Source organism: Bacteroidota bacterium (assembly GCA_020402865.1).
Classification (GTDB): domain Bacteria; phylum Bacteroidota; class Bacteroidia; order Palsa-965; family Palsa-965.
Genome location: JADBYT010000010.1, coordinates 43,046 through 62,403, shown reverse-complemented (window position 1 = coordinate 62,403; position 19,358 = coordinate 43,046). Strand labels below are relative to the sequence as shown.

Here is a 19,358-nt window from a genome sequence, read left to right as displayed (position 1 = left end):
TGTGAGCCAGCTTAACTAAAAAGCGATGTGTTCGTTTTATCTGTAACAACATCAAGTTTAGTCAATGTTTACCGGCCATGCGCAGATGTAGCGCCCGTTTGCGCCGCATACCAGCGTGTAGGTGGTGGTGCTGTTAAGTCGGCCAATGCTGCAAGGGGTCTGCCCCGTAACCGGGCTTCCGGCTGATTCGGCACCGGAATTATGAATAAGGTGTAAGCGTGCTGTTTGCTGACTGTTCACTACAATACGCACATTGCTGTTTCCGAAATTGAATACCTGTGCCCGGCCATTGAGTTGGCCGTCGAAACTCTGATTAAGCATGAGTTTTTTGCTTTGGTCGAATACCTGCAGGCGTTTTCCGTGCGTGAAAATGTATTCGCGGCTGCCATCGCCGTTCGCATCGCCATAACTGAACTCCGGGCGGCTGTCGAAATCGCTCACATGCAGGCGTTCGAGGTTGCCGCTTAGTGAAAGGCGCACCACATTGCCAAGCGTATCGGCTGTTACCAGCCGTGTTTGTGCAAGGTCGCGGCCGGGCTCCAGCGTAAATGCATCGAGCGGCGCGGGCAGCTGTTCTTTCAGGTTTATACGAATCCCGCCCTGCCTGTCGCACACATACACGCGGCCGCTGCGGTCGGCAAATACAATGTAGTCTTTACCGCTTACGGCGCAGTGTTGTGCCGGTGTAACGATCACATCGGCTGCCGGGGCAAACTTCCAGCCTTCTACTTTTTCGCCTTTTATTGTGTAATTGTAAACGCGCTTATCTGTGCAGGCAATAAGCAAACGGTAGTTCCGGTCGTTGTCGTAATCCATTACCCGCAATGGTGAGCTGGCTTTGGCTGCAAGTTTAAGCGGAAATGGTGCAAGATTATTTCCGTTGCGGTCAATTACATGTATAGCCGATGCGGTGGCGAAGCAGATTTGCAGTTTGCCGTTCTTCAGCGCATCTACCTGCTGCACTTCTCCCAGAATCCGTTCGCCGATATTTTTCTTCCAGAAAATTTTCCCCGTGCTGCTGATCAGGTAAATGGTGTTGGCCTCATCCTGCACAAACACATCAAGCCCTTCAGTATTGTGGTTCACGAGCAGTTGCGGGCGCATGCTCACGGTTGTATCGAGCGGAGTTTCCCAAAGCGAGGAAAGAGTTTGTTTCGACTGCGGATTGTGGCGAAGCTGTGCGCTGGTGAAAAACAGGTTTTGTTCGGTGGCGCTGAAGCGCAGCATCACGCCGTCGAATTTATCAAGCAGCAGCATATTGCTGCGCAGCAGGCTTTCAAATTCATTATCTGCTTTGCTGCGCAGCAGATCGCTGCAACGGCCGCCGGCGGCGTAAATGGCAAGTGTGGCTTCTTCGCCGAGATTAGAGGCAAAGTCGGTGTAGGAAGGATCGCGGGCCAGTGTTTTACCGCTTTCGTTGGCCGCAGTAATGCGCTGCAATACTTCTGCACTGCGTGCAAACACCACGTATTGCTGCACTACCGTGTAGGAACAGGTGTGCAAACTGCTAAACAAGTGCCCGAATACGGCGGGCAGCATGCCGTTTGCACGCAGCATGCTGATGTTGTTCCCGCTGGTGTCGGCTTCGGTTTCACCGCTCAGGCGGGCGAGGCTTTCGCGTGCCAGTCCGGTGCTGCTGCTGCTGAGCAGCGCCACCGGTTCGGTGCTGCCGTCGGCATTGGGCAGCAGGGCAAGTGTTACTTCATTACCCAGCCAGGTGCCGAGGTCGTTTTCGGCATCAAAGCCATAGGCGCTGTGCAGCTTGTCGAGTGCTTCGCGGCGGGCAGCGGCACCGCCGGTTTTTTGCTGCTGTTTGTCAAACTCTTCGAGCCAGAGGCTGAAGTTGCTGAGCGCATAGCTGGTAAACAATACCGTGGTTGCAGGCAGTACGCTTTGCACTTCGGTGCGTTGCGGTTCCTGTCCGGCAAAGGCCGCAAGGAAATGCCCTGCCGAATCGCTTGCATTTGTATATCCGTTTAACAGCAGCAGGTTGGGGCGCAGGGTGGCATCAAGTTCCATCCATCCTCCGGTGTGCTGAAGCAGGTCAATTTCGGCCTGTGCGGATTCTCCGGCCAGTGAGGCCAGCACATCGCCGGTGCGGGCGCAATGGAGGTAAATGTTGGCCGGTACATTTTTGCCTGCCGTTTCAAGCACGGCCGCAAAACCGTCATCGTTCAGCAGCGAATGTTTGCGTTCGAGCTGATCAATGGCGGCGTTTACCAGTGCAGGCTGTGAGGAAATAAGCACAATGCCCTCGCATACCGCAGCCGTCCATTTAGGGTGCGTAAGCAGCCTGGCCTTGCCGCGCACGGTTTCAGTGGCAGGTGTTTTGCCGGCGGCTTTTTGGAGAAACTGAAGGGCATCGCTTTCGGCGGTGGCGGCAGTAAGACTCACAGCCACAAGGGCATCCGTACCGGCGGCGCTGTGGTGCAGCGAAAGCCACGTGGTGTTGCCGCTGAGCCAGCTTGACAGGCCGGCATCCGCTTTCAGCAATGAATCGGCAGTAACGGCTGCGCTGGTGGCGCTGCGGCTCCACTGAAGGGTTTGAATTTCTTCCCAGATGAGGTTGCCCCGGCGTAGTTTTTCCCAAAGCTGCTGCGGATCGCGGCTGGAAATGATGCACCACGCATTTTCGGGCACGGCCTCAAGCGCATTGCGCACCGGCGTTTTAAGCGCGGCCAGCCGAAGCCAGGCAAACACGCCGCCGCCCAGCAGCAAAACACCCAGCGCAATTAGCAGTATCCGGTTACGCTTACTCATTTTCCAACCCGAAAAATACAGGAACGCCTTTTACGGCTGCCCGCCGGTTTGGGAACTTATGAATAAGGAATTGTTGATGCTATTTTACATTTTTCAACTTCCAGGGTCCTTCCGGCTCTTTCTCATTATTAATTCTTAGCAAATCATCGGAAGTAATTACATCTGAATCAAACAATTCAATAAGCAAGTTAAGATCCCTTGCCGATGATTTATTAAGGTTGTTGATTTTTCTCATTGTATAATATCCAACCGCTATCAGTATCAATCCACCAGAAGTAAAAACACCACCATTACTCATCGACATATAATTTAATATCGGAATAACCAGAATACAAAGCAGAAACAAGAGCCAGCTTAAAATCAATACAATTCTGTCGGCAGAAACAAGACCAAATCTGAGTGTAATTTTGGATTTATCATCAAAGAGTTCGATTTTACCTTTAATATAAGGCTGCATATCCTTAATATCCGTATCACGGTTAATCAGTTCGAATGAATTACCTGATATTTTTCCTTCTAAAATTTTATGTGCATTTTCCTTGCGCTTCACAACGTTAAAAGGAAGCATTTTTTCACTTAGTTTCTCTTTTATTTCGTTGGGACTGAGCGGGCTGATTAATATATGGGTGACGTGCAGCATATATGCAGGGATTAGTATGATTCTGGGTTAAGGTAATAAATTCGTGATATTGGTCACATCGCGCAAGAATAAAAACCCCTTACTTTTGCGCCGCGAAACCGTGAAATGCCGCTGCAAAATTGCATCCGGTATCAACCACGTGAGCCAAACACAATTCAAGTTCACACAATTATGGAAGTATTAGTTGGAAAAAAGGCACCTGCCTTCAACGCCTCTGCTGTGATCAACGGCGAGGAAATTGTAGAAAATTTCAGCCTCGATCAGTATCTGGGCAAAAAGTATGTGGTATTCTTCTTTTACCCGAAAGATTTCACATTCGTATGCCCCACCGAGCTTCATGCATTTCAGGAAAAACTGGCCGAGTTTGAAGCCCGCAACGTAGCCGTGGTGGCCTGCTCTACCGATACCGAACAGTCGCACTGGGGCTGGCTGCAACTCAGCAAAAAACAAGGCGGCATTCAGGGCATCACCTATCCCCTTGTGGCCGATACCAACAAAACCATCAGCTACAACTACGGCGTACTTAACGGCGAATTTGATTTCGATGAAAACGGCCGTTTTAACGCCACTTCAGAACTTATTGCCTACCGTGGCCTTTTCCTGATCGACAAAGAAGGCAAAGTACGTCACCAGCTTGTAAACGATCTCCCCCTCGGCCGCAACGTTGACGAAGCCCTGCGCATGGTTGACGCGCTTCAGTATTTCGAAGACAAAGGCGAAGTTTGTCCCGCCAACTGGCAAAAAGGAAAAAGCGGCATGAACGCCACACACACCGGCGTGGCCGAATACCTTTCCATGAACTAAGCGTGCCACGCATAAACAAAAATCCCCGGTACAGACGTGCCGGGGATTTTTTTCTGAATGAAATTTTATTTCACAGGTTTCCAGAGGTGCTTATCAATATCATGATCTTCGAGTTGCAGATAGTAGGTTTTGTTGCGTGCTAAAATTGCGAGGGTCATACCGGTAAAAAATGCACCCAGTCCGGGCACGGCTACGTTATAATAGCGCCTCTCGTTAATTTCAAAATCGTGCCTGAATCCTATTCCTGCCAGCGGAGCTGCTACCAATGCGGCAGTTGCGCCTATTGCCATAAAGAAACCACCTGTTGTTTTCCACATTTCACGCCTCATCGTATTGTTCGTTACCGATACTAAATTACTGATCAGATATTCTTCAACCGTGTCTTTACTTGTTGTGTATTCCCACGAATTATTCGTTTCATCGTTCGTATATCTTTTCGAACTGAAATTGATATACACAGTAGAGTCTGTGGCACGATAAATATAACCGGTGAATTCGAGATAAATGTATTCACCCTCGCTCCGGAACTCGAACGAAACTTCAGCTTGCTGCCACGGATCAATCGTATAGAATCTGCCGGTATCGCGTGTGTTTTGAAGAATTAATGGCTCGCGTTTTTTTGAAACCGGTTGCTGATTGCTGTTGCCATTTATGTTTAACTCAAAGTCTCTCACATACTCAGTGGCAATTTTCCGAAATTGTAATTCAATCGGTGTGCCACCTTCTGAGGTTGTAAGTGTAAGCTGTGAATCGGTGAGGAGTTTGATGCAATAAATGTGTTCGGGTCTGAAATTACTGCTTACCCAGGTAGCCGAATATTCGTAACCATGTACCGCAATAAAGCATGAGTCATGTATAAAACGATACATTTCGTGCCACTGCCGTGTTGACTTTGTGACCGAGTCGCGCATGGTGTGTGTGATGCTTCTGTCGGTAAAAGTGCGCTTGTGTACTTGTCCCGAAAGGGATTGCGACTTTCCGTCTATCCGCATATCGGTACGCAGCCAAGTGCCGTTGATAAACGGAAACGGTTGCTGGGCAAAATGCTGTAAAGGAATAAGCAGCAGAAGCAGTAACAGGCGTGTCATGTTTTTGGGGTGTTTGGATGAGTAACGCCTAAAAATAAAAAAGATACGGCCATCCATACTGACGGCCGCATCTTTTTACCGGTTCCCAGCAAATACTAATTATTTTTCATCCACCCCAGCATATTGCTGTGCAGGGTGTTTGCATCTGCCACACCCTTCCGGTGTTGTGCAAGTGCTTCGTTTGAAAATGCACCAAACTTTATCAGCCCCTGTTCTTTTTCCATGCTTTCAATCAGCATTGCATACGTGCTTGTAAAATCGGTGGCGTTCATGTGGTCGTTCATGTAGAGTGCGAGCATACCTGCAGTTATGTAGGCATTGAAGGTTTCGTTGGCCGTGCGGTTGTTACTGCCGGAGTTCCATTGCGCGGTATTGAGCGAGGTAGCTTCGGCTACAGGTTGTGCATACGCTTTGGCCAGCTCGGTAAAAATCATTTTCCAGAGGTTGTAGCGCGTGGCAGCTGCGGTTTCCTTGCGCAGGTTTGCGGCATCTGCTGAATAAGTGAAAATAACCGCCTCAGTGAATTTGTTGTTGTCAAAAGTGTGTATCTGGTGGCTGTTTCCGGCCAGCGGCGAAAGAATAACGCGGTAAGCATTGAAACGTGCCGGGTAACGCTGTTCGAGCCAGCTTTTCATGTCTTTCATATTTACCCACTGGTTGTGTGTGGCAGCAAGCTGATTGTAATATTCTTTATGCCGCGCATAAAACTTGCGGAAGCCTGATCGTTTGGCAAAATCTTCAATCTGCAGTTTAAAATCGCGTATGCCCAAACGGCCGTTGAAGTTTTTGTAATCGGCTGTTTCCACAAGCTCATCGAATTTGAATGTATAGCCAAAACCCGAATTACGGAATGAAAGATACATGCCGGGATCTTCGTCGAGCGCCTTACTCAATGCATCTACCAGCGGCGAGCCTTCGAACATGGCAAAATGAGTTTGTACTTCCTTGTAGTAGGCTTTCTGCATGTCAACCAATCCGGCATTACGGCGGCAATGCGGCGTAAGCGAAAGCAGAATATTGGTAAGCTCATATACTTCGGGCACCTCGGCAAGAACCTGATTGTTGAACTGAAGTTTATGTTCCTCTGTAAATTTTGCTTCAGGATTCATAAACGCGGTTAGATATACGTTTACCATGCGCGAACCGTTGCTTACTTCCACCTTTACCCTCGGTAAATCGCTGTGGCGGAAATTGATGGTTTCCCTTCCGTTGCTGATGCCGAATGTATAAGGCATTTGTTGTGAGCCGAAGTTGAAACGCAGTACTGAGTCGGCCTCACTTACACGGTAGGCCTGTTTCAGATTGAGTTCGGGCGATTGAAGCCAGAGCGTGTCGTTCAGACACACCAGACGGCCGGCGGGTTTGATGGGCTGGGGAAGTGGGGCGGCCAGACTGGTCAAGGCTACGCCAGCCACAAGCACTGTGGTAAGTATCAGCGTTTTCATGGGAATGTATGTTTGTAAATATGACGGCTACTTATGCGGAGAGGTTACAGCCGGATTAAAATTTATAGTTCGTTAACATATCAGCTTCTATGTTAATAACCGGTCGATGAAATTGCCTGTTGCATTTCAAAAACAACTTACGGCTGATTTATTTTTGTGTAAATGAATATGAATCAAACCGAGCGCAATCAGGCCATTTTGCGGAAGTACATTCCCGAAGCGGCTGTGCCCATGATGGCGGAATGGATTGTGCAGTTTGATTTCAAACTCAAAATTAAACGCAGCCGCCAGTCGAAATACGGCGATTACCGCGCACCGCTGCCGGGGACCAATCATCAGATTACCATTAATCACGATTTGAATCCGTATGCGTTTTTGCTTACGCTGGTGCATGAGGTTGCGCACCTGCTTACGTATGAGCGGCACGGGCATCGCGTAAAGCCGCATGGCGAAGAATGGAAGACGGCATTTAAAGACCTGATGCGGCCGGTAATTCGGCTCGACGTGTTTCCCGCTGATGTGCGTGCGGCCATTATCAGTTACATGCAAAACCCGGCTGCCACCAGCTGCTCGGATTTGCAGCTCATGCGCACATTGCGCCGGCACGACGATGAGCAGGCAAAATACATTCATCTCGAAACGCTTCCCTTTGATGCCGTGTTTATGTACAACGGCCGCCGGTTCCGCAAAGGCGAAAAACGCCGCACGCGCTATCTCTGCATAGAGCTTGATACGCGGCGCAAATACCTGTTTAGCGCACTGGCCGATGTAGAGCCCGAGCACCGTGAGGAGATGCCGCCACGCGTGGCCGCACACAGTATTCCTCCTCCTGCGCGGCCACTGCACACATCCGCAGTTCCCGAAACATCCGCAGCTCCCTCACTGCCTCCGCCTGCTGAAGAGCGCGTGCCGCTGGCAGCTTTGCCCGAAGGCGCGCTGTTTGAACTAAACGGTATCGTCCACAAAAAAGGCACTGCCGTACATATACACCTTCAGTGCACAGTGGTTGTTACCGGTGCCGTAGTGCGTTTTAGTCCGGCTGTGCTTGTGCGAAGGATAGGCTGAGTTTGCAGGCGTTTAGCCTTCTGGTAGTAAATCTGATTTTCCGGGTAATTAGCATGAAAAATCAGATTGCAGCTGCGGCCTATTTTGCTATCTTTGCGCGGCTTTTAAGCCTGCACAAAAGCCGCTAACGCATATTTCAATGAGTACAGTTTCTGCACACTCGCCCGCACAGCTTCCGGTATCGGATATGGCGGAGTCGCTCATCGGTTCCGAAATCATCAAACTTGCCGGTGAAGTCAATGAAAAAATCCGCAACGGAGAAACGGTTTACAACCTCACTATTGGTGATTTCAATCCGAAAATTTTCCCTATTCCGCAGGAACTTAAACAGGCCATTGTGGATGCCTATGCGGCCGATGAAACAAACTACCCAGCAGCCGATGGTATGCTTGAACTGCGCAAAGCCGTTTCAAACCTCATCAGCCAGCGTCAGGGTCTGAACTATGCGCCTGATGAAATTCTCATTGCCGGCGGCGCACGTCCGGTAATCTACGCCATCTTCCGCACGCTCATTAATCCCGGCGATAAAATTCTGTTCCCGGTTCCGTCGTGGAACAACAACCACTATACACACCTGAGCACCGGCAGTTACGCGCAGCAGATTTGTATTGAAACCACACCGGCAAACAAGTTTATGCCCACAGCGGCCGAACTTGCTCCGTACATTGGCAATGCTGCGCTGCTTGCACTCTGCTCGCCCCTTAATCCTACGGGCACCACATTCTCACAGAAAGATCTTACCGACATCTGCGAGCTGGTAATCGCTGAGAATCAAAAGCGCCTTGCCGAAAACCGCAAGCCGCTTTATGTGATGTACGATCAGATTTACTGGGCGCTCACCTTTGGCAATACCAAACACTACGACCCCGTTTCACTGCGCGAAGAAATGCGCCCTTACACCATTTTTGTCGATGGCATTTCGAAATCGCTTGCGGCTACCGGTGTGCGTGTGGGCTGGGCTATGGGCCCCAAAGCAGTGATCGATAAAATGAAATCCATTCTCTCGCACGTGGGAGCCTGGGCGCCCAAAGCCGAGCAAATGGCTACGGCACGCTACCTGAGCAACCTGCCGCAGTATGATGCGTTTCTCGATAAAATACGTGGCGAGGTGCTTACCCGTCTCAACGGATTTCACGAAGGCATTCAACGCCTTAAAGCCGCAGGGCATCCGGTTGATTCCATTGCGCCCGAAGCGGCCATATACCTTACCATTCAGCTTCAGCTGCACGGTAAAAAAACACCTGCAGGCAATGTACTTGCCACCACACGCGATGTAACACGCTATATACTTGATGAAGCTAAAATTGCCGTAGTGCCGTTCAATGCCTTTGGTGCTTCGGCCGATTCAAGCTGGTATCGTCTCTCGGTAGGCACCTGCCGCGCCGAAGATGTGGCTGTAATCATCAACAGCCTTGAGGCTGCACTTAACCGTCTCGTTTGATTATACAGGTTAGCATTGAGTGAAATGAATAATAAGTATTGTGTAATAATGGCAGGCGGTGTGGGGTCGCGTTTCTGGCCAATGAGCCGCACCACACATCCCAAGCAGTTTATTGATGTACTCGGTACAGGCCGCACGCTGCTTCAGCAAACCTGGGACCGCTCACTGCGTGTGTGTGATCCCGCAAATATTTTTGTGGTCACCAATGAGGGGTATGTCAATCTTGTACGTGAACAATTGCCGGGTATCCCCCCGCAAAATATTCTTGCTGAACCCGCCCGTAAAAACACTGCCCCCTGTGTAGCCTATGCGGCATGGAAAATTCACTCGCTCAATCCTGATGCGGTTATGGTGGTGGCTCCGTCTGATCACCTCATTACCAAAGAAAAAACTTACGAAAAAGCAATCAAAGCCTGTATGACCAAAGCCGCAGGCTCTGATTGCTTAATCACAATCGGTATCCGCCCCACACGCCCCGATACCGGCTACGGCTATATACAGTTTCGCCAGTCGGATGCACTCGAACTTGATAAGCGCATCAAAAAGGTGAAAACATTTACCGAAAAGCCTAACCATGAAATGGCGCAGTTCTTTTTAGACAGCGGCGACTTTTTGTGGAACGCGGGCATTTTTGTGTGGAGTGCCAAAAGCATTATGAAAGCCTTTGAAGAACACGCCTCGGAAATGGCGGGTATCTTCAACGAAGGTGCCGGAAAATGGAACACAACCGAAGAGGCCGAGTTTTTGCGCGATGCCTACAACCGGTGCAAAAACATTTCCATCGACTACGCCATTATGGAAAAGGCCGATAATGTGTATGTGCGTTCTTCCATCATCGGCTGGTCTGATCTGGGCACCTGGGGCTCGCTTTACACACACATTAAACAGGATGAAAACCTGAATGCCGTGGTGGGAAAACAGGTGATGCTGTACGATACAAAGAATTGTGTGGTTCACGTGCCCAAAGATAAACTGGTGGTTATTGAAGGGCTGGATGATTACATTGTGGTGGAATCTGATAATATTCTGCTCATTTGCAAAAAGCAGGACGAGCAGCAGATACGCACATTTGTGAATGATGTGAAAGTGGCCCGTGGCGATAAATTTGTTTGATAACCATGCTTAGGATCTTCATTTTCTTTTCGCTGCTTCTGCTGGCTGGATGCAAACCCAAGCCCACACCCCGTCAGGCAACCATAATTCCTGATACCACGGCCGGGGGCCGAAAAGTGCTGAGTTATAAACCTGCTGAGGTAATTGGTAACTGGCACTCGCACAGCCAGTGGAATAACCGTGAAGTAACCTTAAAAGTACGACCCGACTCGACGCTGGTGTTTATCGGTAAAGCCATGGAGAAAGATACAAGCTATCTGGTCGCTATCGGCGACTGGGTAATTGTGGATGATACGCTTCTGGTGATGAAATTGATTAAAGATGGCAGAACCTACCAGCCTGACGAACTTTTTCCGGAGTTGTATGCAAACGGTGCCACGCCTAAAGTAGTAAGCGCCCCCATTACTGCTTCATTTATTATTGGTGATGCACATTTGTATAACCTCACCAAAGCCAACACGCGAGATACTTCTCAGTATTACGATCGGATAAAGTAACTGGTGCAGGATTAATTACGCTTTACCGGTTCCTTTCCGCGCACATAGCCGCGGTACGCTCCTGAGAAAAATACATCCACACGCAATCCCACAATCTGATTCAGGTCGTTGATGTCGGCAAAAAGAGCTGCACCCACGCCAAAGTCATAGTTGAGTTTAAGGATGTATTGGTATTCGAGGTAAAGGCCCGCTTTCTGATAAGGGTTTTCTCCGTCGTAATGTCCGGCATAAATAAACCGGTAACCGGTATTGTAACTTATTCCGGCCAGGTAGGCGATGTTTCTTTTTTCGTTTTCGTGGCGCTTGAAAATATATCCTGCATGTACGTTGTAGTTGTTCCAGGTGCCAAAACGGTCGCCTGAAAACATACCGCCGAAGCGGAAATAGTACTGTTTGATGTGAAAGTTGAAGTTGAGCCCAAGTGCAAGTTGTGTGCGCGGATTGTCGGAATGCCATGCCGGGCCGGCGCCGCCGCTTATCCAGTTGTTGTAAACCCGGAAGCGTTTGTTTTCAAACACCACTTCTTTTTTGGGGTTGAATACAGTGTCGGCCTGTGCAGCGAGTTTGAGCACGGGAGTGGCGCACAATACGGTGCACACAAGCAGGCGGAGTAGGAGTGAGGCATTCATTATCGCAGCATCTTCGTTGTAAATATACGCAGACCGGCCCTGCTTTGGTATTGCGGAACCGGTCTGCGGTGTAAACGAGTTGGCAAGTGGTTATTTCAGCGAGCCGGTCATGTCTTCAGGGCGTACCCACTGGTCGAATTCTTCGGCAGTGAGGTAGCCTGTTTCTACGGCGGCGGCTTTGAGTGTTTTGCCTTCCTTGTGTGCTTTTTTGGCAATTTCGGCGGCTTTGTAGTAGCCGATGTGCGGGTTGAGGGCAGTAACCAGCATGAGTGAATTTTCGAGATGCTGTTTAATTACCGGCTCGTTGGCGAGTATGCCGTCGGCACATTTTTCGGTAAACGATACGCAGGCATCGCCAATGAGGCGGGCGCTCTGCAGCACGTTGGCGGCAATGAGGGGCTTGAACACGTTGAGTTCAAAATGTCCGTTTGAACCGCCAATGCTCACAGCCACATCGTTGCCCATTACCTGGGCGCACACCATGGTGAGGGCTTCGGGCTGGGTGGGATTTACTTTGCCAGGCATAATGGATGAGCCGGGCTCGTTGTCGGGGATAATGATTTCGCCAATGCCGCAGCGGGGGCCTGAACTGAGCATGCGGATGTCGTTGGCAATTTTCATAAGCGCCACTGCCGCGCGCTTGAGTGCGCCCGAGAGTTCCACCATGGCATCGTGTGCCGCCAGTGCTTCAAATTTGTTGGGCGCAGTTACAAACGGCAGGCCGGTAAACTCGGCAATTTTCTTTGCTACCAGCACATCGTAGCCGGCAGGTGTGTTAAGGCCGGTGCCTACTGCGGTGCCGCCCAGCGCAAGTTCGCGCACCATTTCAAGGGCATTACGCACAGCGCGCATGCTGTTGTCGAGCTGCTGCACGTAGCCGCCAAATTCCTGACCCAGTGTAAGCGGCGTGGCATCCATAAAGTGGGTGCGGCCTGTTTTTACAATACCTGCAAACTCGGCCGATTTTTTGGCAAGGCTGTCGCGCAGGCGCTGCAGGCCGGGCAGGGTGTTTTCAACCGTCAGTTTGTAGGCCGCGATGTGCATCGCCGTGGGGTAGGTATCGTTCGACGATTGCGACTTGTTTACATCGTCGTTCGGGTTCAGTGCCTTTTTCTCGTCGGTAAGCTGTCCGCCGCTTATTACGTGGCCGCGGTAGGCAATAACTTCGTTGGCGTTCATGTTGCTTTGCGTGCCCGAACCGGTTTGCCAGATTACCAGCGGAAACTGCTCGTCGAGCTTACCTGCCAGAATTTCGTCGCACACCTGCGAAATAAGGTCGCGCTTTGCGGCATCCAGCACGCCAAGATCGTGGTTGGCGTGGGCGGCTGCTTTTTTCAGGTAGGCAAAAGCGTAAATAATTTCCTTGGGCATGCTGGCCTCGGGGCCAATGCGGAAGTTGTTGCGCGAACGTTCGGTTTGTGCGCCCCAGTATTTATCGGCAGGTACCTGTACCTCGCCCATGGTGTCTTTTTCTATGCGGTAGTTCATTGTTGGGTGTGGTGTTATTTTATGTAGTTAATATTTTCTTTTCCAGCGAATTGATAAAACTGGCGAAGAACCGAACTTTTAAAAGTTTATTAAAGTCTAACTTTTCAAACAATTCAGGGCTTTCGCTTTCTATATAAGCACATCGTTTCTGTATATAACCTTTAGGGTCATGTTGAAGCATTGGATCGTCAGAATAACTTATCGAAACACCATATTTGTCGTTAATTGGTTTGGTGTCTGCTAGCAATAGCGCCTCTATCTCATAAATGCTTAACAGGTGTATTGTGTTTTTATTTAAAGTTCGTCTGATTCGGGCATAAGAAGCAATTCGCCGTCTTCGGTGCTTTATATCTCCATTTTCTAAGGCATCCAAATCCCGAATAATAATTACCAGATCAGGCTTCTCAATTTGATATTCAATCCGTACTTTTTTGATTAATACACTTCCTGACTTAATATCATCTAATTCTCCACCTCTGATGTTGTTTAGCATAGTAAAAAAAGTACAATACTTTTCATACCTCTTGCTCAGGAGTGCAGCTACTGACTTTGTATCATTGGGCGATTCCCCAATAAGGGCAATTCGTTTCATTAGTTATCGTCAGGTTCTAAGTCAGAATGAAGCCAATACAAGCTCAAATAGCCAACTTCTTGCATATATGCAATTGCCTTTTCTTTTTGCCTTTCGGTTAGGTGAGTTAGAGTTGTTCCTGATTGCTTCGTGTAACTGCAAATAATGATTGAATCCAACTCGTCCTGGTCTAACACATTTAGCGTTTGTGGGTTATGTGTGGTTATTATAATTTGTTTATGCAAAGATTCTTCCTTGAGAAATGTAACTAATTGATGTAATTGATGGGGGTGTATTCCAAGTTCTGGCTCTTCAATTAAATATATTGCCCCGTTAAACCCGTTGGGATCCGAAATAAATTCAGAAATAATATATGAGACTCTTTTTGAACCGTCAGATAATTGATTGTGTGACAGCCAACTGTTATTTGTGTAGAATAAAAAAAACAGGTTGCTAATCTTTAATTCATTGTTGTCCTTGTCTAAGGTTACGTTAAATTGTTCAGAAAGTTTTATTTCTTTTATTGAAGAAAATAGACTTAGTCTGCGAGAAAATAGTTCGCAGTATTGATTAATAGATGACCTCAATATTTTATCAATGTTATTGATGTCTAAGTTTGTGTTTTTAACAGCAACTTCAGAAATAGCTGAAAGCAAAAATCGTGGAACTATTCCATTTCCAGTAATTGATGGAATGAGTCGGATTAAGGGGCGCTTAGCGGAAGGGTTAATACTAATTGAGACTTCTTCCGGTAGAGTCCAGCTATATATGTGGTCTGGTATGCCATGTCTGATTTGCCGAACAAAAACGAAAGATTCTTGTTCCATTAAAAACAAACTTGGGTGTGTTTTTTCCTCAGATGTGTAAGGTATATTGTCAATAAAATAACTTTCATTACTTCGGTCAATGAAAACTTCACCTCCAATGTTTTCAGTGGTGTTTTCTTGAACAATTCTCAGCTCATGTTTCGACGAGATTGTAATGTCACTTTTGCAATTATTGAAAGATTCGGATAAACGAAATTTCAAACTCGCATTTAAAAAATCCAGGAAAGAAGTTTTTCCACTGCTATTTTTACCAATAATAATATTCAACCCCGGTTTAAAGTCAATTTGAGTATCAATAAGCGTTCGATAGCCGCTTAATGAAGCCCTTTTGAGGTAAATTCTTTCCTTACTCATGCTATAAAAGTAATTATTTAACCAATTCCAACACCCGTTCCACCGGCCTCCCAATCACCGCCTTCTTCCCCTTCACCACCACCGGCCGCTCAATCAGCACCGGATATTTCACCAGCGCCTTCACCCACTGCTTCTCCGTCATTTTCTTCCCCGCAAACTTCTCCTTAAACAACGGCTCCTTGGTACGCACAAGCTCTGCCGCAGAAATATTCAGTTTCTGCAGCAGATCATTGAGCATGTCTTCGGTAAGGGTATCGGTGAGGTAATTAATCACCGTCACCTCGGCGTTCAACTCATCCAGCACACACATGGCTTCGCGGCTTTTTGCGCAGCGGTTGTTGTGCCAGATGGTTATTTTAGCTTTGGCCATATTACTTCTTATCGGTTGCCAGTTCGGTGTTCCAGCTTGCGCCGTATTCCATCAGGTAGGCTTTGATAAAGTCGTTCAAATTGCCGTCAAGCACGCCCTGCGCGTCAGAGGTTTCGTAGTCGGTGCGCAGGTCTTTTACCAGTTTGTACGGGTGCAGCACGTAGTTGCGTATCTGCGATCCCCATTCAATCTTTTTCATTGTGCCGCGTATCGCCTGGGTGGACTCCATGCGCTTGCGCATCTCTATTTCATAAAGCTGCGACTTGAGCAGGCGTATGGCATTGTCGCGGTTGGTGTGCTGCGAACGCGATTCCTGGTTTTTAATAATAATGCCGGTGGGCTTGTGATACAGGCGTACCGCGGTTTCCACCTTGTTTACGTTCTGTCCGCCCGCTCCGCCCGAACGGAAGGTTTCCCATTCGCAGTCGGCCGGATTCACTTCAATGTCAATCGTGTCGTCAATAAGCGGGTAGCAGTAAACCGACGAAAACGAGGTGTGGCGGCGCGCATTCGAGTCAAACGGCGAAATACGCACCAGACGGTGCACACCGTTTTCGCCTTTCAGGTAGCCAAAGGCATTTTCGCCTTCAAACTCAAGCGTCACCGATTTTACACCGGCCGTTTCGCCTTCCTGCAGGTCGGCCTCTTTTACCTTGTAGCCGTTTTTCTCGCCCCACATTATATACATGCGCATCAGCATCGACGTCCAGTCCTGACTTTCGGTGCCGCCTGCGCCGGAGTTAATGGTAAGCACGGCGTTCAGGTGGTCTTCGCGGCCGCTCAGCATGTTGCGGAACTCCAGGTCTTCAATCTTGGTCACCGTTTCGGCAAACTGCGCGTCAAGATCGGCCTCGCTGGCATCACCGGCTTTGAAAAATTCAAACATCACGTTCAGATCTTCCACGGCGGCATCCAGCCCGGCAAAGGCTTCGGTCCAGTTCTTTTTCTTTTTTATTTCCTTCAGCAGCGCCTCGGCCTGTTTCGGGTCATCCCAAAAACCGGCAGCCTGACTTTGCGCTTCCTCCTGGGCTATTTTCAACAGTTTCCCATCGATGTCAAAGATGCCTCCTTAACGCATCCCGACGCCCGGCCAATTCCTTAATTTGTTCTATCGTAATCATGGCCGCAAAGGTAACAAAAAGCACGGCTGCGTAAGGGGGAATTATTCTTAGAGCCTGTTACTAAGAAAAATCCTAACAGGCTCTTATGCAGGAGCGAACCGGGGAAGCAGTAAAAAAACACCTGTCCCCGCCATCCGCTATACTCCTCGTCGCCCCCGCAAAAAAGCGGGAGCTCCTGCGGGGTGCCGCTCCTGTCGGGGCTATTTATTCATACCGTCTGGCGTTCCAAAAAGCCATAAAAAAAACGGCAGCCATGTAAAATCAGGCTGCCGTTTCACGTGTAAAAAGACTTTATTAGTCAGCTACCACCATGCGGCGGGTCACTTTCTGTCCGTCCACATTCAGGGTGTAGAAATACACACCGGCTTCAAGGTTGCTGGTGTTGAAGTTAATCTGGTAGCTTCCGCCAGCCTGTGTGCCCTGGTCAAAGCTCATTACCACTTTACCGGTTACATCAAAAATGTCGAGCTGTACGTCGCCGCCATTTTCAAGTGTGTAGCGGATGGTGGTTTCGCCGGTAGCCGGGTTGGGTACGTTTTGTGAAAGGCCGATGTTGGCGGGAATTTCTTCCTGCACACCTACGTTGAGTGAAGTTACTTTGTAAGTAATCAGGTGGTGCTCAAACGCAAACGGATCGGTGTAGGCATAGGCCGGAATAAAGAAACCGTTCCAGTTCTGGTTCTGGTTATAACGCACATCGGTAGGTACAATGTGTGAAGCGTTCCAGTCGCAGTTCGGATTTGACGAGTTGGGGCAGTACACATAGGTGGGGAAAGTGCTGGCACCGTTTTCTTCAATGCTGGCAAAGAAGAATGCATTTTTGCTGGCAATTGTATCGCCAAGTGCATAGCTGTAGCCAGGCTTAAAGGTGATCGAGGTGCCTACAAGTCTGCCACCGGGTACCGATAAGTTGGCCGCCCAGAATTTTTCGCCAAGTACGGCAGAAGCGGTATCCGCTGCAGTCAAAGGAATTTTAATTACGGTTTTGCCAGTTGCATTTACTGAGTTCGACAAATACAAATACCGCATGGCTTTGAAGTAAAGCGTATCACTGCCATAGTCGGCAGCCATGCCTGTGAAATAATAGGTGGGCATGTTGGCGGCTGTAGCATTGGTGTACAGCTCAACAATCAGTGTGTCTGTAATTGAGGTGTTGGGGTGGTTACGCTCATAGAGGTAGAGGATAGACATGGAGTCAACCGTATAGCTGTTCCACGAATTCCAGGAAATACCATCCTGCGCCTGAAAATTGTCGGAGTACACGTCAAGTACATCGCCAATATTATGTAACCAGATTGCACTAAAGTTACCTGCGCCAAATTCGCCAAGCATAAGCGAGTCGGTGCAGAGGTAGTTGGCGTTTACTTCGCCCAAACCACCATTAATGTTGTCCATGGTAATACCGTAGTTCAGCCAGTAGCTTTCGGTAGTACGGTTGCCATTTTGCTGAAATTTCTGTTTGTAAGCAGGCCAATTTACGTTAGCTTGTTTTGTAACAGCCGGGTAGGTTTTATTCACAGTCTGAACCTGCTGGCCAAACACAGTACCGGCAATGCCAACCGCCAGTACGAAAAGAGTAGTTTTATTAATCATGTAGTTACCGGTTTAATAGATGAACATTTAGGTTATGAAGGTATGAACTTACTTTTAGATTTAGGCGACGACAGCCGTTTTTTTGCCGATTAAATTGATAATTGGTGCAACTTAAGGGTTAGTCGGGTGGCTTAATTTTACAGGTGGTTGTTAATTTAATGATTAAAAGCGGCAAAAAAAACCGGCTAAATGTTAGATAAATGGAACTAATTATTAGTTTTGTTAGTTGAATACAGTCTAAACATTTAGCTTCAAAAAACATGAAAAAAATTTACATGCTTGCTCTGGCAGGCCTCGCTGCAGTTACTGTTAATGCGCAGCGTGCCGGCAATCAGGTTTCAGCACCCCGTACAGTAAACAATCCCCAGTTGCGCACTGAACAAACCTCACGTTTCCGTGCTCAGATGAACGAAGACAACCGCGCTTCTTACTGGCTGTGCTACGCACTTCAGCTTGATGATCCCAACGCAGGTCCTTCTGCTAGTCTGGCTTCTGCTGATTTCATGCTCATTTTCCCCGATTCAAACATCATCGTTGGTCAGTACACCACCGGGGAAACTGCATACCCGCAGTTCCACAAAGGCGCTACCATGCTCGATCCCAAAAACATGCCTGTTCAGGGTATCTCTGCATCTACTCCCTACATGCTTGATTCAGTAGGTATTGTTTATGGTTACCTGCGCAACACCGCTTCTTCAGTAACCGATACCCTTCAGGTGCAAATCATCAGACATGATGCTTCATTGCTTTGGGATCTTACCAACGCTACCTATCAGGACATCACCTACACCTTTTCAAATAACTCAATTACCCAGTCGCAGGTACTTGCTACCTATAACATTCTGCTCACCGAGTCAGACAGCTCAAACTCTCCTGCTGAGATCTTCATCAACACCTCAAACGTTCCCCAGCAGGCTGCCGGTAACCGCATTGGTGTTGTAGTAAGCTACAAGCCCGGTTATACCTACACCGCTACCGATTCTATTCAGCAGAAAAACTCGTTCTACGTATTTTCGTACGAGAACAACGGCCTCGGTACCGATCCCACATTCTACGGTATCATCAGCGACGGCACTTCAGACATGAACTGCTCATACGCACTGCCGGTATCTGTTCGTTACGACTTCAACCCCAACGGCTGGAATGGTTATTTCATTCCTGAGTGGGCTTACACCACCGCTTTCGCTTACGAGAACCACATTATCGAGTTCAAAGTATCTGAAGTAGTAGGTATCGAAGAAGCTAACCTCGGCCTTGCTGCCAGCACCTGGCCCAACCCGGCAAACAACGAAATCTTCGTAGGCTACAGCCTGAAGAATGATGCCGATGTAACCATCGAAGTAACCGACCTCACCGGCCGCGTAGTAATGAGCCAGCGCGAAGGTGACCGTGGTCAGGGCGAATACCGTGTTGCACTCAACACCGAAAACCTTGCCGAAGGTACTTACATCGTAAACGTACGCACCGAAGGTGCTGCTAAAGTGTCTTCTAAAATTGTTGTGAAGCACTAAGCTGCATTAGCTATTACCAAAAGGGGGCTGCAATTGTGCAG

General features: G+C 48.5%; 17 protein-coding genes. 6 read left to right on the top strand and 11 right to left on the bottom strand.

Annotated elements, in window-relative coordinates:
• Window positions 1-57: 57 nt before the first annotated feature.
• Together IM638_08300 and IM638_08295 are read right to left on the bottom strand one after the other, a co-directional pair.
• Window positions 58-2,760: a DUF3352 domain-containing protein gene (locus IM638_08300; protein ID MCA6363026.1), complete on the bottom strand. Its 2,703-nt coding sequence runs from the start codon at window positions 2,758-2,760 to the stop codon at window positions 58-60.
• Between the two features lie 79 nt (window positions 2,761-2,839).
• Complete coding sequence (locus tag IM638_08295; GenBank protein ID MCA6363025.1) at window positions 2,840-3,400, bottom strand: hypothetical protein; 561 nt, start codon at window positions 3,398-3,400, stop codon at window positions 2,840-2,842.
• Between the two features lie 171 nt (window positions 3,401-3,571).
• On the opposite strand from IM638_08295, the gene IM638_08290 reads away from it, so the two are divergent.
• A complete protein-coding gene (locus IM638_08290) occupies window positions 3,572-4,204 on the top strand; it encodes a peroxiredoxin (GenBank protein ID MCA6363024.1) in 633 nt (210 codons plus the stop codon).
• Window positions 4,205-4,269: 65 nt separating this feature from the next.
• Here the strand turns inward: IM638_08290 and IM638_08285 are convergent, their stop codons facing one another.
• Window positions 4,270-5,292 (bottom strand): hypothetical protein, encoded by a 1,023-nt coding sequence (locus IM638_08285; GenBank protein MCA6363023.1) that lies wholly within the window; start codon window positions 5,290-5,292, stop codon window positions 4,270-4,272.
• A gap of 95 nt (window positions 5,293-5,387) precedes the next feature.
• The gene (locus IM638_08280; GenBank protein ID MCA6363022.1) at window positions 5,388-6,737 is read right to left on the bottom strand and encodes a DUF4932 domain-containing protein; all 1,350 of its coding nucleotides are present in this window, start codon (window positions 6,735-6,737) and stop codon (window positions 5,388-5,390) included.
• A 168-nt stretch (window positions 6,738-6,905) separates the two neighbouring features.
• Between IM638_08280 and IM638_08275 the strand changes: the two genes are divergently transcribed.
• From IM638_08275 to IM638_08260, 4 genes are all read left to right on the top strand, one after another.
• The gene (locus IM638_08275) at window positions 6,906-7,802 is read left to right on the top strand and encodes a SprT-like domain-containing protein (protein MCA6363021.1); all 897 of its coding nucleotides are present in this window, start codon (window positions 6,906-6,908) and stop codon (window positions 7,800-7,802) included.
• Window positions 7,803-7,989: 187 nt separating this feature from the next.
• On the top strand, window positions 7,990-9,243 hold the full coding sequence (locus tag IM638_08270; protein MCA6363020.1) for a pyridoxal phosphate-dependent aminotransferase: 1,254 nt from the start codon (window positions 7,990-7,992) through the stop codon (window positions 9,241-9,243).
• A gap of 24 nt (window positions 9,244-9,267) precedes the next feature.
• Window positions 9,268-10,356, top strand: a complete 1,089-nt coding sequence (locus tag IM638_08265) for a mannose-1-phosphate guanylyltransferase (protein MCA6363019.1) — start codon at window positions 9,268-9,270, stop codon at window positions 10,354-10,356.
• A 5-nt stretch (window positions 10,357-10,361) separates the two neighbouring features.
• Complete coding sequence (locus IM638_08260) at window positions 10,362-10,853, top strand: hypothetical protein (GenBank protein MCA6363018.1); 492 nt, start codon at window positions 10,362-10,364, stop codon at window positions 10,851-10,853.
• An 11-nt stretch (window positions 10,854-10,864) separates the two neighbouring features.
• Here the strand turns inward: IM638_08260 and IM638_08255 are convergent, their stop codons facing one another.
• The 7 genes from IM638_08255 to IM638_08225 all read right to left on the bottom strand — a co-directional run bounded on the left by IM638_08255 (window position 10,865) and on the right by IM638_08225 (window position 17,806).
• Window positions 10,865-11,482: a hypothetical protein gene (locus tag IM638_08255; protein ID MCA6363017.1), complete on the bottom strand. Its 618-nt coding sequence runs from the start codon at window positions 11,480-11,482 to the stop codon at window positions 10,865-10,867.
• Between the two features lie 90 nt (window positions 11,483-11,572).
• Window positions 11,573-12,970 carry a class II fumarate hydratase gene (gene fumC / locus IM638_08250; protein MCA6363016.1) on the bottom strand — a complete coding sequence of 466 codons (1,398 nt, stop codon included), beginning with the start codon at window positions 12,968-12,970 and terminating at the stop codon, window positions 11,573-11,575.
• 19 nt (window positions 12,971-12,989) lie between these two features.
• Complete coding sequence (locus tag IM638_08245) at window positions 12,990-13,562, bottom strand: hypothetical protein (protein ID MCA6363015.1); 573 nt, start codon at window positions 13,560-13,562, stop codon at window positions 12,990-12,992.
• Window positions 13,562-14,722, bottom strand: coding sequence for an AAA family ATPase (locus IM638_08240; protein MCA6363014.1), 1,161 nt, complete (start codon window positions 14,720-14,722; stop codon window positions 13,562-13,564). The genes IM638_08245 and IM638_08240 overlap by 1 nt, the downstream gene beginning before the upstream one ends.
• A gap of 13 nt (window positions 14,723-14,735) precedes the next feature.
• Window positions 14,736-15,092, bottom strand: coding sequence for an arsenate reductase (glutaredoxin) (arsC, locus tag IM638_08235; protein MCA6363013.1), 357 nt, complete (start codon window positions 15,090-15,092; stop codon window positions 14,736-14,738).
• A 1-nt stretch (window position 15,093) separates the two neighbouring features.
• Window positions 15,094-16,213, bottom strand: a protein-coding gene (gene prfB, locus IM638_08230) for a peptide chain release factor 2 (protein MCA6363012.1) whose coding sequence is annotated in 2 segments (ribosomal slippage) — window positions 15,094-16,158 and window positions 16,160-16,213 — 1,119 coding nt in all. Because the reading frame shifts where the segments join, the coding sequence is not laid out codon by codon here.
• A gap of 294 nt (window positions 16,214-16,507) precedes the next feature.
• On the bottom strand, window positions 16,508-17,806 hold the full coding sequence (locus IM638_08225; protein MCA6363011.1) for a T9SS type A sorting domain-containing protein: 1,299 nt from the start codon (window positions 17,804-17,806) through the stop codon (window positions 16,508-16,510).
• A gap of 260 nt (window positions 17,807-18,066) precedes the next feature.
• On the opposite strand from IM638_08225, the gene IM638_08220 reads away from it, so the two are divergent.
• On the top strand, window positions 18,067-19,317 hold the full coding sequence (locus IM638_08220; protein MCA6363010.1) for a T9SS type A sorting domain-containing protein: 1,251 nt from the start codon (window positions 18,067-18,069) through the stop codon (window positions 19,315-19,317).
• Window positions 19,318-19,358: the final 41 nt, after the last annotated feature.